This window comes from Sphingomonas sp. PAMC26645 (genome assembly GCF_004795835.1).
Taxonomy (GTDB): domain Bacteria; phylum Pseudomonadota; class Alphaproteobacteria; order Sphingomonadales; family Sphingomonadaceae; genus Sphingomonas.
Window position 1 is genome coordinate 1,874,034 of sequence record NZ_CP039249.1, and the last position, 15,515, is coordinate 1,889,548.

General features: G+C 64.3%; 15 protein-coding genes. 8 read left to right on the forward strand and 7 right to left on the reverse strand.

All coding sequences use genetic code 11. The features are described 5' to 3' along the window. Window positions 1-27: 27 nt before the first annotated feature. From panB to E5673_RS08880, 6 genes are all read left to right on the forward strand, one after another. Complete coding sequence (gene panB, locus E5673_RS08855) at window positions 28-888, forward strand: 3-methyl-2-oxobutanoate hydroxymethyltransferase (RefSeq protein WP_136189707.1); 861 nt, start codon at window positions 28-30, stop codon at window positions 886-888. A gap of 72 nt (window positions 889-960) precedes the next feature. Beyond that, on the forward strand, window positions 961-1,701 hold the full coding sequence (locus E5673_RS08860; protein WP_133018941.1) for a tetratricopeptide repeat protein: 741 nt from the start codon (window positions 961-963) through the stop codon (window positions 1,699-1,701). Then, window positions 1,698-3,020, forward strand: coding sequence for a PQQ-binding-like beta-propeller repeat protein (locus tag E5673_RS08865; RefSeq protein WP_136189708.1), 1,323 nt, complete (start codon window positions 1,698-1,700; stop codon window positions 3,018-3,020). Before E5673_RS08860 ends, E5673_RS08865 begins: the two co-directional genes overlap by 4 nt. A 191-nt stretch (window positions 3,021-3,211) precedes the next feature. After that, the gene (gene der, locus E5673_RS08870) at window positions 3,212-4,597 is read left to right on the forward strand and encodes a ribosome biogenesis GTPase Der (protein ID WP_136189709.1); all 1,386 of its coding nucleotides are present in this window, start codon (window positions 3,212-3,214) and stop codon (window positions 4,595-4,597) included. 14 nt (window positions 4,598-4,611) lie between these two features. Next, the gene (locus E5673_RS08875; RefSeq protein WP_348769895.1) at window positions 4,612-4,821 is read left to right on the forward strand and encodes a sulfurtransferase TusA family protein; all 210 of its coding nucleotides are present in this window, start codon (window positions 4,612-4,614) and stop codon (window positions 4,819-4,821) included. Window positions 4,822-4,905: 84 nt separating this feature from the next. Next, on the forward strand, window positions 4,906-5,346 hold the full coding sequence (locus E5673_RS08880) for an Hpt domain-containing protein (RefSeq protein WP_136189710.1): 441 nt from the start codon (window positions 4,906-4,908) through the stop codon (window positions 5,344-5,346). A gap of 71 nt (window positions 5,347-5,417) precedes the next feature. Here the strand turns inward: E5673_RS08880 and bfr are convergent, their stop codons facing one another. From bfr to purL, 4 genes are all read right to left on the reverse strand, one after another. After that, window positions 5,418-5,933, reverse strand: a complete 516-nt coding sequence (gene bfr, locus E5673_RS08885) for a bacterioferritin (protein WP_056486959.1) — start codon at window positions 5,931-5,933, stop codon at window positions 5,418-5,420. Window positions 5,934-6,036: 103 nt separating this feature from the next. Next, the gene (locus E5673_RS19970; RefSeq protein ID WP_082441433.1) at window positions 6,037-6,207 is read right to left on the reverse strand and encodes a (2Fe-2S)-binding protein; all 171 of its coding nucleotides are present in this window, start codon (window positions 6,205-6,207) and stop codon (window positions 6,037-6,039) included. 81 nt (window positions 6,208-6,288) lie between these two features. Further along, window positions 6,289-7,539 (reverse strand): DUF418 domain-containing protein, encoded by a 1,251-nt coding sequence (locus E5673_RS08895; protein ID WP_136189711.1) that lies wholly within the window; start codon window positions 7,537-7,539, stop codon window positions 6,289-6,291. Between the two features lie 930 nt (window positions 7,540-8,469). Beyond that, on the reverse strand, window positions 8,470-10,698 hold the full coding sequence (gene purL, locus E5673_RS08900) for a phosphoribosylformylglycinamidine synthase subunit PurL (RefSeq protein ID WP_136189712.1): 2,229 nt from the start codon (window positions 10,696-10,698) through the stop codon (window positions 8,470-8,472). A 200-nt stretch (window positions 10,699-10,898) separates the two neighbouring features. On the opposite strand from purL, the gene E5673_RS08905 reads away from it, so the two are divergent. After that, window positions 10,899-11,297 (forward strand): DUF1842 domain-containing protein, encoded by a 399-nt coding sequence (locus E5673_RS08905; protein ID WP_056062662.1) that lies wholly within the window; start codon window positions 10,899-10,901, stop codon window positions 11,295-11,297. A 2-nt stretch (window positions 11,298-11,299) separates the two neighbouring features. On the opposite strand, the gene map is transcribed toward E5673_RS08905, so the two are convergent. After that, the gene (gene map / locus E5673_RS08910) at window positions 11,300-12,127 is read right to left on the reverse strand and encodes a type I methionyl aminopeptidase (protein ID WP_136189713.1); all 828 of its coding nucleotides are present in this window, start codon (window positions 12,125-12,127) and stop codon (window positions 11,300-11,302) included. A gap of 51 nt (window positions 12,128-12,178) precedes the next feature. Between map and E5673_RS08915 the strand changes: the two genes are divergently transcribed. Then, window positions 12,179-12,937 (forward strand): molybdopterin-binding protein, encoded by a 759-nt coding sequence (locus tag E5673_RS08915; protein WP_136189714.1) that lies wholly within the window; start codon window positions 12,179-12,181, stop codon window positions 12,935-12,937. 21 nt (window positions 12,938-12,958) lie between these two features. Here E5673_RS08915 and E5673_RS08920 read toward each other — a convergent pair whose 3' ends face one another. Together E5673_RS08920 and E5673_RS08925 are read right to left on the reverse strand one after the other, a co-directional pair. Next, window positions 12,959-13,375, reverse strand: coding sequence for an HIRAN domain-containing protein (locus tag E5673_RS08920; RefSeq protein ID WP_136189715.1), 417 nt, complete (start codon window positions 13,373-13,375; stop codon window positions 12,959-12,961). Between the two features lie 266 nt (window positions 13,376-13,641). Beyond that, window positions 13,642-15,447 (reverse strand): hypothetical protein, encoded by a 1,806-nt coding sequence (locus E5673_RS08925; protein WP_136189716.1) that lies wholly within the window; start codon window positions 15,445-15,447, stop codon window positions 13,642-13,644. Window positions 15,448-15,515: the final 68 nt, after the last annotated feature.

Sequence of the window (15,515 nt, forward strand, 5' to 3'; positions counted from 1 at the left end):
GCGACGCCGCACGCTATTAGCGCCGCCATGTCCACGACCTACACCCTCGACACCGCGACGAGTCGCGCCAACCCGACGCCCGCGCCGCTCAAGCGCCTGACGATCCCCGCGATCCGCCGCCAGAAGGGCAAGACGCCGCTCGTCATGCTCACCGCCTACACGGTTCGCACGGCGCAGTTGCTCGACCCGCACTGCGACATGCTGCTAGTCGGCGATAGCCTGGGACAGGTGATCTACGGCTTGCCCTCGACCGTGCCCGTAACGCTGGACATGATGGCGGCGCACGGCGCGGCGGTGGTGCGGGGCAGCTATCATGCGGTGGTCGTGATCGACATGCCGTTCGGCAGCTACGAAGCGTCGCCCGAAAAGGCGTTCGAAAGCGCGGCGTTCCTGCTCAAGCAGACCGGCGCAGCGGCGGTGAAGCTCGAAGGCGGCACCGCAATGGCGCCGACCGTCAAGTTCCTGACCGAGCGTGGTATCCCGGTGATGGGCCATGTCGGACTCACCCCACAGGCGGTCAACATCCTCGGCGGCTACGGTGCCCGCGGTCGCACGCCCGAGGAAGCCGCCAAGATCGTCGCCGACGCGCAGGGCATCGCTGAGGCCGGCGCGTTCTCGCTGGTGATCGAAGGCGTGGTCGAGCCGATCGCCATCGAGATCACCAATACCATCGACTGCCCGACGATCGGCATCGGTGCATCGGCGCAGTGCGACGGCCAGGTGCTGGTGACCGAGGACATGCTGGGGATGTTCGAGCGGACCGCGAAGTTCGTGAAGCGGTTCGCCGACATCGCCGACACGATTTCCTCCGCGACGCAGACCTATGCGGACGACGTCCGATCGCGCGCGTTTCCGGGTGCGGAGCAGGTCTACGCGCCCAAGGATTGATCCGCTTCCGTTTCGGTTCCGGCGCGTCTAAGGTCCGCGCCGCCCACCCCCTCACTATTCCCGGAGCATTCCTTGGCCCTGCCGCCGAAAACCGATCAAGCATTCCTGCGTGAGGTCGACGAAGAACTGCGACGCGACCAGCTCGCCGGGTTCTGGACGAACTGGGGCAAATGGGTCGTAGTCGGCGTCGTCGCCGCACTCGCGGCTCTCGCCGGCTTTCTCTACTGGCAGCATCACAATGGCGAGGCCGCTGGTGTCGAAGGCGAGCAGCTTCAGGCCGCTTACGATTCGCTCGGTGCGAACAACGCTGCGGCCGCGTCGAAGCCGCTGGCGGAACTCGCCAAGTCGAACCGCGACGGCTACCGCGCACTCGCGCTGTTCACGCAGGCCGACGTCCTCCTCCAGAAGGACGACCTGAAGGGGGCGGCTGCCAAGCTTGGTTCGATCGCCGCGGATACGTCGCTGGCAAAGCCGTTCCGCGATCTCGCGCTGGTTCGCCAGACTTCGGCCGAGTTCGACACGCTGAAGCCGCAGGTCGTCGTCGAGCGGCTTCGTCCGCTGGCAGTGCCCGGTGGTCCGTGGCTCGGTAGCGCGGGTGAGATGGTCGCGATCTCCTATCTCCGTATGAACCAGCGTCAGCAGGCGGGGACCATGTTCGGCCAGGTCGCGCGCGATACCGGCGTGCCCGAGACGATCCGTCAACGCGCGGTTCAGATGGCTGGCGTACTGGGTGTGGACGCTGTTGCCAGCACGGGCGCTACTGCCAGGGTGATCACTCCGGCTGCATCAAACGAGGATACCAAGGCGCAATGATGAAGACATATCGGGTGACGGTCGCCGTCGCCGCGCTGGTGGCGCTCAGCGGTTGCGGGATTTTCAAGGGCAGCGTGAAGAAGACGCCGACGCTGGGCGACCGCGTGTCGATCCTGGTGTCGGAGAACGAGGTCGAGACCGACAAGACGATCGCCGACGTCCAGGTCCTGTTGCCGGCGCCTGCGGTCAACGACGCCTGGGCCCAGCCCGGCGGCAACCCCGCCAAGTCGATGGGCCAGCTCGCGCTCGCGGATCAGCCCAAGCGTCTCTGGCAGGCCGGGATCGACGGCGGCTCGAACCGCGAGCGTCTCGGCGCAGCCCCGGTCGTTGCCGACGGCAAGTTGTTCGTCACCGACGTCACCGCGACGATCCATGCCTTCACCGCCGACACCGGCGCCGCGCTGTGGAGCGCGGGGATCACCGAGGGCAAGCTCAACAAGGCGGCGCGCTTCGGCGGCGGCGTCAGCTATGACGATGGCAAGCTCTACGCCACCGACGGTGTCGGCGACGTCGTCGCGATGAATGCAGCGGATGGCAAGATCCTCTGGCGCGCCAAGCCCGGCGCGCCGCTCCGTGGTTCGCCAACGGTCGCCAATGGCGCGGTCTATGTCCTCACGCAGGACAACCAGGTCTTCTCGCTCAACCAGACCGACGGCAAGGTCCAGTGGGTCCAGTCCGGCACGCTCGAGACACAGGGCGTGTTCGGCGTCGCGGCACCCGCTGTGAGCCAGGGCACCGTGGTCGCCGGCTTCTCCAGCGGCGAACTCAGCGCGTATCGCTACGAGAACGGCCGTATCCTGTGGCAGGATGCGCTGTCGCGCACCTCGATCACGACGTCGGTGTCGAGCCTGTCGGACATCGACGCCGCACCGGTCATCGACGGGGGCCGCGTCTATGCGGTCGGGCAGGGCGGTCGCATGGTCGCGCTCGAACTGTCGACCGGACAGCGTCTGTGGGAGCAGAACTTCGCGGGAATCTCGACCCCGTGGATCGCGGGCGAGTGGCTGTTCGTTGTGACCGACGATGCCAAGCTCGTCTGCCTGTCGCGTTCGAATGGCAAGGCTCGCTGGATCGCCCAGTTGAAGCGGTTTCAGAACGAGAAGAAGCGTAGCAACGCGGTCACGTGGTTCGGTCCGATCCTGGCCGGCAACCGCCTCGTCCTGACCAACTCGCGCGGAGAGATCAATTTCGTCTCGCCGACCGATGGCACGGTAAGCTCGACGATCGAGACGAAGACGCCGTTCTCGCTGCCGCCGATCGTGGCGAACTCGACGCTCTACACGCTCGACCAGAAGGGCAAGGTCACCGCGTACCGGTGACGTAGACTCCCTCGCCCCTCCGGGGAGAGGGAAGGGGCCCGCCGCGCTTGCAGTGGGAAGGGAGAGGGGAGCGAGGCTAGGATCGCTCGTGCCAACTACCCCTCACCCTTCCGTCGCCTAAGGCTCCTCCCTCTCCCCAGAGGGGCGAGGGACTTAGTGACGCCAGCGCGTTCCCGCGCTAAGGGCACGCCATGTCCAAACTCCCCGTGGTCGCGATCGTCGGCCGCCCAAATGTCGGCAAGTCGACTCTTTTCAACCGCCTCGTCGGCAAGAAGCTCGCGCTGGTCGACGATCGGCCCGGCGTCACGCGTGATCGCCGTGAAGGCGACGCGTCGCTGATCGGCCTCGAATTCCGCATCATCGACACCGCCGGCTATGAAGACCACGATGCGCAGACACTGCCCGGCCGGATGCGCCAGCAGACCGAAGCCGCCGTCGAACAAGCCGATGTCGCGCTGTTCCTGTTCGACGCGCGCGCCGGTATCGTCCCGCTCGACGAAGAGATCGCGCGCTGGCTGCGCACCGCCGACGTCCCCGTTCTTCTCGTCGCCAACAAGGCCGAGGGCCGCGCTGGCGAAGACGGCATCCTCGAATCATTGGCGCTCGGCTTCGGCGATCCGGTCCAGCTGTCGGCGGAACACGGCGAAGGTCTAGGCGACCTGTTCGAAGGCCTGCTCCCGCTGCTCGAAGGCAAGGAAGAGCCGCCCGAGGAACAGCCCGACAACGAATATGAGGGCCCGCTGAAGCTCGCGATCGTCGGTCGTCCGAACGCCGGCAAGTCGACGCTCGTCAACCGCATCCTCGGCGAGGACCGCATGATTACCGGTCCCGAAGCCGGCATCACGCGCGATTCGATCAGCGTCGATTACGATTGGCATCCGACCGGCGGCGAAGCGCGGAAGGTCCGCCTGATCGACACTGCCGGCATGCGCAAGCGCGCCAAGGTGCAGGACAAGCTCGAGAAGATGTCGGTCGAGGACGCGCTCCACGCGGTCGACTTCGCCGAGGTCGTCGTGCTGCTGCTCGACGCCACGCTGGGTCTCGAGGCGCAGGATCTCCGCATCGCCGACAAGGTGCTGCAGGAGGGCCGCGCGCTCGTCATCGCGCTTAACAAATGGGACATAGCGGAAAGCGCGTCGTCGCTGTTCAACGGCGTCAAACGCGCGCTTGAAGACGGCTTGTCGCAGGTAAAGGGCGTCACCGTGATGACCGTGTCCGGCGCGACCGGCAAGGGCATCGACCAATTGCTGCAAGCCTGCTTCGACACGCGTGATGCATGGTCGAAGCGTGTCGGCACCGGCGAACTCAACCGCTGGTTCGAGCGTGCGATCGAGGCGACCCCACCGCCAGCACCCGGCGGCAAGCGGATCAAGATGCGCTACGTCACGCAGGTCAAGACGCGTCCGCCGAGCTTCGTCATCTTCGGCACGCGCGTCGATCAGCTGCCGGCAAGCTACGAGCGGTATCTGGTCAATTCGATGCGTAAGGATCTCGGTTTCGGCGCGGTCCCCGTCCGACTCATGTTCCGCGCGCCGAAGAATCCGTACGACGACGGCAAGGGCGGCGGCGGCCACTAGGCGTGGTGTCGGGCGTGGTCCGTATCAACGCCAGGGGCATGCGCTGTCCTTGGCCTGCGGTACGGCTCGCCCGCGCGTTGCGGGCCGGTGCGACCCGCGTCGAGGTGATAGCGGACGACCCTCAAGCCCCGACCGAACTCGCGGCGGTCGCGGCGTCCGCGAATGCAACGATAGAAATCGTTTTGGATGTATCTATTTCATTCTTTGTCGTAACTTGTCGTTAGTTTTTCAACACTGTGTTTACCTAGGTTATGTATGATACGGCTCTGACCTTCATGGCGCTATTTGCTTAACGGGAGAAGGCGACAGTGGCGTTCGAGGGAAGCACCCTGATCAATTGGCCCGCGTTCGTGCAGGCGCGCAACGAACTCGGCGCGGGATTTGGCCGCATTCTCGGATATTTTCGTGAGGACGGCGTGAAGTCGGTTGCTGCGATCGAGGCGGCGATGCGTGCGCTCAATGCGGCAGCGATGGTGATCCCCGCGCATACGTTGAAGGGTGAAGCGCGGCAGTTTGGGGCGGAGCCGCTCGCCGATCTGGCCGAGGCGATCGAGGCGATTGCGCGCGATTGCCTGGAAATGCAGGACACGCCCGACGAGGCGCTGGAGCATATCGTTCGGTTGCGGCCGCTGTTCGTCGAGACGCTGACGCTGCTGGAGCGCGAGGCCAATCCGGTCGCAGTGCGCAAGCCCGTTGCGGGCGGTGGGTTTGGTCGTCGCGCCGTACCGACCGGGTTCGGCGGGGAATAAATTCGTCGCCAGACTGGCGGACAACGCAGCCCTGCCATCTCACCTTTCAGCGAGATGACAGGGGGGGCGGATCAGCCCTTCAGATACGGCGCCGCGCCCGCCTTGGGCGAATCATGTTCCGAGATCGAGTTGAGCTGGATGTAGTTGTGGATACCCATCCGCGCGATCATCTCGAACTGGCGCTCGAGCGTGTCGACATGCTCTTCCTCGCTGGCGAGGATGCGCGCGAACAGGTCGCGGCTGATATAGTCCTTGACCTCTTCGCAGTACGAGATCGCACCCTTGAGCTGGACGGTGGCCTCGACTTCGAGCGCCAGATCCGACTTCAGGACCTCCTCGACGGTCTCACCGATGCGAAGGCGGCCGAGCAGCTGGAAGTTCGGCAGGCCATCGAGAAACAGGATGCGCTCCGACAGCCAGTCGGCGTGCTTCATCTCGTCGATCGATTCCATCCGCTCGTACTGGGCGAGCTTGTAGACGCCCCAATGCTCGAGCATCCGGTAATGGAGCCAATATTGGTTGACCGCGGTCAGCTCGTTCTTGAGCGCCTCGTTCAGGAATTCGATTACTTGTGGGTCGCCGCGCATGGCCATATCTCCGTCACCTCTGACAGACATGTAGCGGGCTGACACAGATTAGCACAACCCCCAAAAATGGCGGTTTTCCGGGCTTTCTTAGCTGTTGCGACGCTTATGCAGCGGCGCGTTCCTCGTCGATAATCGCTCGCGCTATCGACGTGCACTGCCCGCATTTGGGTTTTCGGCCCATCGAACGGAATGCCTGGCACGGTGTCGTGCAACCGCCGCGTGCGCAGTTGCGAACGTCGGATTCTCGTATGGCATTGCAAACGCAGACGACCATGGGAACTCCCTAGCTGTAAGCACGGGATACGGATAATGCGAACTACTCGCAAGCTGTTTTGCGTCTTATTCGCAAATAGCGTCATCGGCTGGCCGTGAATGCCGAACCGCGCATCGGCTGCCACGCGAAGCGGGAGAGGCTGCGCCATAGCCATTCGAGCGGACCGTAGCGGAAGCGGTCGAGCCACGGCTTTGACCAGAATAGCATCAGCAACCAGATCGGCACGACGACGAGGTATAGCTGGGCGCGGGAGAGGTCGCCGTACAGTCCGAAGCCGTAGCCGTAGAAGATGGTGGTGCAGAGGACCGTCGTGCCGAGATAATTCGAGAACGCCATCCGACCTGCAGCGGAGACGCGAGTCGTCAGCCAGCCGCCGGGTCGTGCGAACAGGATGATCGCGGCCGCATAGCCCATGATCGTGAGCGGCCTGAGCGGGGTGGCAAGCGTCAACCACGACAGGGCGACGTACCGTGCGTCGAACCCGTGGGCGATGTCGAAGGTCGCGATGGCGGCGTAGGCGGCCCAGCCGATCGGGACGCCGGTGACGGCCACGACGGCATAGCGCTTTCGTGACCATTCGCCGGTCAGGAAGCCGGATCGCAACCCGGCCATGCCGAGCAGCATGAAGCCGAGCGTTTCCGGGCCGGTGGCGGTCAGCGACGTGATCGGCCCGACCGCGTGCGTCCAGCGCCACGCGACCATATCGCTCCATCCGCCGCGCCCTGAGGCCAGTTCGCGCGCGACACCGGCGGGGGAGGGCTGGCCGAACTGATCCGCCAGCGATTGCCAGTTGGCGATGATCCGCGCCGTTGCACCGGGCCGGTGCGCGGCGGCGTGAAGGTCGAACGTGTAGGCGACGAGCGTCGTCAGCTCGACCGTCTGGAGCGCGATGCAGGTGAGCCCGACGCCGATCAGCCAGCGCACCGGCAACCGCGCGAACATGTACGCGAGCGCGCCGACCAGAGCGTAGTGCGCAAGGATGTCGCCCCACCACAGCAGGTACAAATGCGCGATGCCGAACACGAACAGCCACGCCATGCGGCGCAGGTGGACGGTCGCCGGGTCTTCGCCGCTCGCCTCGGCCCGGTCGATGACCAGCAGCATCGATGCGCCGAACAGGAACGAGAACAACCCGCGCATCTTGCCGTCGATGACGATGAAGGTGGTGGTCCAGACGATAAGGTCGGGCGTGCTCGGCGAACCCATCGAGGCGGGGGTCATGTAGGCGAATTCGGGGAAGCCGAATGCGGCGATGTTGGCAGCGAGGATACCCATGACGGCGACGCCTCGGATGAGGTCTAGCGTGGCGATCCGGGTGGGGGCGGGGGTCATGCGGAACGCCGGAAGTGCACGAAGTGCAGACGCTGGTGCAGCATTTCGCGGGGGCGTTGCGCTGGTTGGACTCGGGGGCTTTCGACGCCGATAATCGTCGTTGCGTCAGCGCCGTGGAGGACGTCGAGCGTGGCCACTTTAGAGGGGGCGGGGGTCATGCGGAACGCCGGAAGTGCATGAAGTGCAGACGCTGGCGCAGTATTTCGCGGGGACGTTACAGGGGGTGAGCCATGACGTGGTCGCGTTTGGCTGCACTGTAAGAGTGGTCGGTGTTGGGTGGGTCGGACGGACTTGGGCGGTGCTTGATCGACGCTTAGGTTCGGGCTCGGCGTCTTGGTAGCGCGGTAGGAGAGTAATGCGGTCATGGTTCGACGCTGGCATATCGCGGTGGTGTAGGACAGGGCGGTTTGACGGGTATCTTGGGGTAGCGTGGCGTGTCGTTTTGGTGGATCCGCTATCCGGTCGGTGAACTCCGCCGCCTGTCGTTTCTACGCGATGCCTTGCCGCACCTCGCCTGTTGTCCTCCGAGCCGCCCGCCTCTCCCGTTACTCTAGGGGAAGCTGGGGTATTGCTGTTGGCGAGCGCTGTGGCCCGATGCGGGAGATGCCGGCTTTCGCTGGGATGACGGAGAGGGGGAGGTCGCCGAGCTCTGCTTTAGCTCGATCGGACGACATCTCTCGCATCCTTGTTCTCCCGCGAAGGCGGGAGCCCAGACTGGGTCCCCGCCTTCGCGGGGAAACATTCTGTGGTTTGAGGTTGCTGCCTTACCCCCAAGGACAACCACCCCGGCGGAGGCCGGGGCCCAATTGGGGGACGGTTATGGCGAAGGGCAGCGCTTCGTTACTGCGGCTTTCCCAGTTGGGCCCCGGCCTTCGCCGGGGTGGTTCCTCCTTGTTGGGCGCGCGCGCTCAATCGCCGCCGCCCAGCACCTCATGCCAGTGCTGCATCCACGCCCATCAGCTTCGGGAAGAACCCCTCGTGGGCAGTCCGCAGCGCATCCAACGCGACGACGTCGTCGCGGTCGGGGCGTTCGAAGATCAGGCGCTTGCCGCCGGTGCGACCCAGGGGTTCGGCTTCGACGTCCGCCGCATGCGCGGCGCCGAGGAAGTCGAGCAGCGAATGGTCGTCGACCGTAACGATGTAGACGCCTTGGTCTTCGGCGAAGAACGAGCGCGCGCAGTCGAAGGGCTGCTTCCGGTCGATCATCGCGCCGATCCCGCCGGCCAGCGCCATCTCGGCCAGCGTCACCGCGATGCCGCCGTCGGAGACGTCATGAACCGCGGTCAGCTGACCCAACGCGATCGCCTCGCGGATCAGGTCGCCGACGCGGCGCTCGGCAGCGAGGTCGACGGGTGGCGGCGGGCCGGCGTCGAGCTGTTCACGGCCGTGGCATTCGCGCAGCCATAGCGACTGACCGAGATGGCCGCCGCGCGTGCCGACCGCGAGGATGATGTCGCCCGAGCCCTTGAACGCGATCGTCGCATTCTTTTGCCAATCCGCGAGCAGCCCGATCGCGCCGATTGCCGGCGTCGGCAGGATCGCGGACCCGCCACCCGTTGCCTTCGATTCATTGTAGAGCGAGACGTTGCCCGACACGATCGGGAAGTCGAGCGCGATGCAGGCGTCGCTCATCCCTTCGAGGCAGCCGACGATTTGCCCCATGATCTCGGGGCGCTGCGGGTTGGCGAAGTTGAGGCAGTTGGTGACGGCAAGCGGCAGTGCGCCGACCGCGGTCAGGTTGCGCCACGCTTCGGCGACCGCCTGCTTGCCGCCCTCGACCGGGTCGGCGAAACAGTAACGCGGGGTGCAGTCGGTGGTCATCGCCAGCGCCTTCTGCGTACCGTGGACGCGGACGACCGCGGCGTCGCCACCGGGGCGCTGCACCGTGTCGGCACCGACCATGTGGTCGTACTGCTCCCAGATCCAGCGGCGCGAGGCGACGTCCGGCGAGCCCATCAACGTGAGCAGGTCGGCGGCGATGTCGCTGCTATGCGGCGCGTTGGCGAGCGGCGCAGGCTTCGGCGTCGGGACGTGCGGGCGATCGTAGAGCGGCGCTTCGTCGGCGAGCGGCCCGAGCGGGATGTCGCAGACGGTCTCGCCCTTGAACGTCAGCACCATGCGGCCGGTATCGGTGACGCGGCCGATCACCGCGAAATCGAGCTCCCACTTCTTGAAAATCGCCTCGGCTTCGGCTTCGCGGCCGGGCTTCAGGACCATCAGCATGCGCTCCTGCGATTCCGAGAGCATCATCTCGTACGGCGTCATGCCGGTCTCCCGCTGCGGCACGTCGTCCATCGTCAGCTCGATGCCGACGCCGCCCTTCGACGCCATTTCCACGGCCGAAGACGTGAGGCCCGCGGCGCCCATGTCCTGGATCGCGACGATCACATCGGTCGCCATCAGCTCGAGGCAGGCTTCGATCAGCAGCTTCTCGGTGAAGGGATCACCGACCTGGACGGTCGGGCGCTTGGCGTCCGAATCCTCGCCGAAATCGGCCGAAGCCATCGTCGCGCCGTGGATGCCGTCGCGGCCGGTCTTGCTGCCGACATAGACGATCGGATTGCCGATGCCGCTGGCTGCCGAGTAGAAGATCTTGTCCTGATCGGCGATCCCGACGGTCATCGCGTTGACCAGGATGTTGCCGTCATACGCGCTGTGGAAATTCACCTCGCCGCCGACGGTCGGGACGCCGACGCAATTGCCGTAGCCGCCGATGCCATGGACCACGCCCGAGATCAGGTGGCGCATCTTGGGGTGATCGGGGCGGCCGAAGCGGAGCGCGTTGAGGTTCGCGATCGGCCGCGCGCCCATCGTGAAGACGTCGCGCAGAATGCCGCCGACGCCGGTCGCAGCACCCTGGTACGGCTCGATGTAGGAGGGGTGGTTGTGGCTCTCCATCTTGAAGATCGCCGCCTGATTGTCGCCGATATCGACGACGCCGGCATTCTCGCCCGGGCCGCAGATGACCCGCGGACCCTTGGTGGGGAGCTTCATCAGGTGGATCTTGCTGGATTTGTAGCTGCAATGCTCGGACCACATGACCGAGAAGATGCCGAGCTCGACCATGTTCGGCTCGCGGCCGATGGCGCGCAGGACGCGCTCATATTCTTCGGGGGACAGGCCGTGGTCGGCGACGATCTGCGGTGTGATCTCGGTCATGGGGCGGCAGATAGCGGTGCCGGCGGTCCGCGTCACCCTTTGTACATCAGATTCCTGTGGCGGAGCCGCGTAAAAGGTTTCGGGGTCAGTCCATACGCGTCTCGACCGGTTCGTTTCGGACCCAATCCCGCTGGACTCGACAGTCGTCCCGTGAGGAACTCCAGTAACGGATCAGAATGGATCTGGAGGAGGAAATACTCATGACCGAGCCGGTTGGATATTACCAAGTAAAGCTGGACGTCAAGCATGGCGGATTTGCAGGCGCGCCGACGCTTCATCTCGATCTCGGCGTGAATGCACCGACCGGACAAATCTCCGGATCGGCGCAAATCACGCAAGCATTGCCACCACCTTACGGCACGACCGTCATTCCCCATGTCACGGGTGCGATCCTGCACACCGGGTTCGGACACGACACGTTGCTCGTGCACGTCACCGGCCAATATGTCGTCTCGGTGCCACCACCCGGAATCGGATCGTATCTCGCCCACTTCAGCGCCGCGCTTGCCGTGGCGAAGGATTGGAACGGCAAGGGTTCGTTCGAATATAGCGGCCACGTCATCACCGACTGTACGGTGAAGAACGTGTCCGCAGGCTGACGCTATACGTAAGGCGGCTGCGTGTAGCCCTTGGGGCTGAGCGTGAAGATCTCGCAGCCGTCTTCCGTAATACCGATCGAATGCTCGAACTGTGCGGACAGCGAGCGATCGCGCGTGACCGCCGTCCAGCCATCGTCGAGCAGCTTCACGTCGGGGCGACCGATGTTGATCATCGGCTCGATCGTGAAGATCATGCCGGGGCGAAGCTCGGGGCCGGTGCCGGGCTTGCCGACGTGGACGACTTCGGGGGCGTCGTGGAACAGGCGGCCGACGCCGTGGCCGCAGAAATCGCGGACCACGCCGTAGCGGTGCTTTTCGGCATGGCGCTGGATCGCGTTGGCGACGTCGCCCATGCGGTTGCCGGGCTTGGCGTGCTCGATGCCGATCATCAGGCATTCATAGGTGACTTCGACGAGGCGGCGCGCCTTGATGGGTACGTCGCCGATCAGGTACATCCGGCTCGTGTCGCCGTGCCAGCCGTCGAGCAACGGCGTGACGTCGACGTTGACGATATCGCCCGATTTCAGCGTCTTCTCGCTCGGGATGCCGTGGCAGACGACGTGGTTGATCGAGATGCAGACGCTGTGCGTGTAGCCGCGATAGCCAAGCGTCGCGGGCACGCCGCCGCCGGCAACGATGAAGTCGTAGATCAGCCGGTCGATCTCGGCGGTGGTCACGCCCGGCACCATGTGCGGCACGATCATGTCGAGCGTCTCGGCGGCGAGCCTGCCCGCCTTCATCATGCCGGCGAACGCGGCGGGGCCGTGCAGCTTGATGGCGCCGGTGCGCGCGTCGGGCTGGTCCGAGGTGACGGTTACATATTCGGTCATGACGCGCGATATAGCGTGGCGGGCGCGGTTTTGCGAGGCTATGCCAAGAGCATGGTAGAGGAACGCATCTGGACGGCCGCGCTGACGATCATCGGCGACGAGATCCTGTCGGGCCGCACGCAGGACAAGAACGTCGCGCAGATCGCGGCCTGGCTCAACGTGCAGGGCATCCGCCTCGCCGAGGTGCGCGTGGTCGCCGACAAGACCGAGGCGATCGTCGAGGCGGTCAACACCTTGCGGACGCGCAACGATTATCTGTTCACGACCGGCGGGATCGGGCCGACTCACGACGACATCACGGTGGACGCGATCGCCGAGGCGCTGGGCGTCGCGGTCGAGCACCATCCACGCGCGATGGCGGTGCTGGAGGCGTATTACGCGACGCGTGGCGGGCTTACCGAAGCGCGGGCACGGATGGCGCGGGTGCCGGTCGGGGCGGACCTGATCGACAACAAGGTGTCAGGCGCGCCGGGGATTCGGATCGGCAACATCTTCATCATGGCGGGCGTGCCGCACATTACCGCGGGGATGCTCGATGCGCTGACGGGGACGCTCGAGGGCGGGCGGCCGGTGGTCTCTAAGACGATCGGGTGCTGGGTCGCAGAGAGTGAGGTCGCGGATATCCTGCGCGATGCGGAGAAGACGCATGAGGGCGTCGCGATCGGGAGCTATCCGTTCTTCCGCGATGGCAGGACGGGCGCGAACTTCGTGGTGCGGAGTTCGGACGAGGCGCTGGTCGACCGCTGCCTCGCGGACCTGACGCGCGATCTGGAAGCGACCGGTCGCGTGGTCACTGCGCAGGGTATCTAGTTCATCCCATTGGGTGGGGCGTCACGCGCCCGATTCGGGACCCTCGGGGTCGGGAAAGAAGGCATCCGGGTCGAACGACGCTGGGCTAGACCGTGATGGCGTGGATGCCTCGGGATCCGGCAGTGTCGGTGCGCCGCCGCCGAAGCGGATGCGGACATAGCCGTAGCTGCCGACCAGAGCCTGGAATATGGCGACATGCTCCTCTTCCTGCATCCGCCGTCCGATCAGCGGAGCACGTTCGGCGGACAGATAGCCCATCTGCACGGCGCGCTGGCTGAACACCGCCACCGCATTCGTATCATACGGGTTCTTCGGCTCGCGGCGTAGGTCGACAGGTTCGCCGGGAGTGCAGAGCATCAATTCCATGCGGCGGTTGCTCTTGCTCTTGTCCGCGTTGGGGAAGTCGATGCCGACCACGTTGCACGTCAATTCGTCCATGCCGGACGATAGCGTGCCAACCGCGCGCATGAAAGGCGCACGCATGGCAGGCGCGGCGCGCAGCTTCCGCACGCGACGTGTTGGATGCTCGTCGACTGCTGTCGATATGCCGCGTGGTGGAGCCACGGGGAATCGAACCCCGGACCTCTGCAGTGCGATTGCACTTTTCCGACCGGCACAGCAGACGATGCAGCCTCGTATAGGAGGCAATTACCTGGAACGGGTCGAGAACATCGATCAATTTGCGGTCCCGGTGCGGTCCCACGCTACGCGGGCGGAACTGCGGAACGCGCTCGTTCGAATCTCTCGGATCCTGGATAAAAATCGTCGAGGACGGCTGCAATCTGATTGAGCGCGGCCACGGTGCCCCAGATCATTTTGTAGCCTTGGACGATGGGCAAATCATCCTCGTGAATTTTTAAAAGGTCAAACTCCTGAGCTTTATCCGCCCGCGGCAGATGCGCATCCGACAACCGTAGCTCATACACCGCGAACAAAGGGCCCATCACCGACCTAGCCAAGGCCGGCCCGCAAATTGTCGCGAGCGCTTGTTCCACAGACTTCAGGCTGCCTGGTTTGTTGCCTTTCGGAGGAAGTCCAACCGCTTGAGCAACACTAGCATCGATCGAGTCCGCCGTGAGGCGCGCGATATCCTTCGCGAGCGCCAGTAGCCCCGCGGCATCGAGCGCCCGCATACGATGCACTTGACGGCTTATAGTACCCGCCTCGTCATGCTCGCGGAGAAGCTCCGTTTGGTACCGAGATTTCCACCTCTCGGCGACAGCATGCAGTGCGGGCGCGAAATCGCTTTCCGGTGCCGTCGTTTTTGCCACGACCGCGTCGACCTGCGCGCTCAAAAGTTCGGCGCTAACGCCTCCCTCAGGTGCAACGTTGAAGCCGGCCCAGTACCGCCTTTCCCACTCCGGCAGGGACGCGACATCGTAGGCGTAGATGTTCACTAGGCCTCGCTCGTTCAGACCAAAATGAACAGGACTGTAGCCAGAGATCCCGATTCCACCGGTGAAGCGGGTGTACCAGCGTAAGTTTCCGCCCCGTCGATTAGCAAGCCCAACTATCACCTGCGGAGAAAACCAAAGCCACCGACCGATGTCTTGATCGTCTAAGTCGTCCGCGCCGAGCCGGGTCCCATCTGCTTCAACAATGAACGATACTTGAGAGGGTACATGATCACCACGTACCCGAGGGCTTGCGGCCCCCTGCTCAAACCACTCGTCCCGGAGAAACTCGGTGCTCAAACTCCAGAATTTATCGCCGCCCCTTTCGTGGGTCCATGACTCTCCATCGGTATTCTCGCCGGTCTCCGGTCCCATTAACGGGACGTCTTCGCCCCCGTCGACGTCTGTGCGGAACATGCGGAACATCGCCACTTTGGATCCGTACGGTGAACCAGACGAATCAACGGCGTAGGCCATGCTTTCGTAGCGTCCACCATCGGCTTCTTCGATATCGGAGCCGTCTTTAAAATGTGGCTCAGACATATCAGTATCGACTGTTCGTCTCGAAAAGTATGATGCGATCCGGAGGGATGCGTTTCGCGCGTTGAGATAATCACGTAGGTATTCGGCCTTGATTTCGATGGCGGACGGTAACCCGTCTTGCCCCCTCCGGAGCCGAACAACCTCCGCGTAATCTTCTTCTGGCCGGACCCAGCTATCTTTCTCCCGCGTCAGCCGGAGGGCAATCACGAGATCTTGATGAAGGTGCCAGTGAACGTCCGCTTCGCCAACGGCATCTTGCCGAAGCACGAGTTTGATCCCGACATCGGTCTCGCGGTTATGGCTGTAAATGTCGGCCGGTTTGTAAAAGTCTGCTTCCGCCCAAGGGCGTGCATCGCTGGTTGACGACCATCCGTATTTCTCACCGTGCTGGCGATGCTCAGCCGGTACCATGATCGAATGAGCGCCGTCGAAGCGAGTTTTGTACCCGACCTCCCCGTATTCGCCCTCCGTCTCCTCTTCGTGAAGGCGAAGAGGAACCCAAACTCTGGCAGCCAAGCGCCGCCGCATGACGGCAGATAAATCTAAGAACTCGTTCTTGGTCCGCTGAACCATACGATGCTTAATCCCAGCCAGTGCCCCGGAGAACCCGTCGGCCCCCGATCAGCGTCATCGTTGCCATC

What these genes read in the sequence shown, in the direction of transcription:
- panB (WP_136189707.1), top strand. Translation starts at nt 28, where the DNA reads ATGTCCACGACCTACACCCTCGACACCGCGACGAGTCGCGCCAACCCG.
- E5673_RS08925 (WP_136189716.1), bottom strand. Translation starts at nt 15,447, where the DNA reads ATGGTTCAGCGGACCAAGAACGAGTTCTTAGATTTATCTGCCGTCATG.
- E5673_RS08915 (WP_136189714.1), top strand. Translation starts at nt 12,179, where the DNA reads ATGGTAGAGGAACGCATCTGGACGGCCGCGCTGACGATCATCGGCGAC.
- der (WP_136189709.1), top strand. Translation starts at nt 3,212, where the DNA reads ATGTCCAAACTCCCCGTGGTCGCGATCGTCGGCCGCCCAAATGTCGGC.
- purL (WP_136189712.1), bottom strand. Translation starts at nt 10,698, where the DNA reads ATGACCGAGATCACACCGCAGATCGTCGCCGACCACGGCCTGTCCCCC.
- E5673_RS08895 (WP_136189711.1), bottom strand. Translation starts at nt 7,539, where the DNA reads ATGACCCCCGCCCCCACCCGGATCGCCACGCTAGACCTCATCCGAGGC.
- E5673_RS19970 (WP_082441433.1), bottom strand. Translation starts at nt 6,207, where the DNA reads ATGGTCGTCTGCGTTTGCAATGCCATACGAGAATCCGACGTTCGCAAC.
- map (WP_136189713.1), bottom strand. Translation starts at nt 12,127, where the DNA reads ATGACCGAATATGTAACCGTCACCTCGGACCAGCCCGACGCGCGCACC.
- E5673_RS08920 (WP_136189715.1), bottom strand. Translation starts at nt 13,375, where the DNA reads ATGGACGAATTGACGTGCAACGTGGTCGGCATCGACTTCCCCAACGCG.
- bfr (WP_056486959.1), bottom strand. Translation starts at nt 5,933, where the DNA reads ATGCGCGGCGACCCACAAGTAATCGAATTCCTGAACGAGGCGCTCAAG.
- E5673_RS08905 (WP_056062662.1), top strand. Translation starts at nt 10,899, where the DNA reads ATGACCGAGCCGGTTGGATATTACCAAGTAAAGCTGGACGTCAAGCAT.
- E5673_RS08865 (WP_136189708.1), top strand. Translation starts at nt 1,698, where the DNA reads ATGATGAAGACATATCGGGTGACGGTCGCCGTCGCCGCGCTGGTGGCG.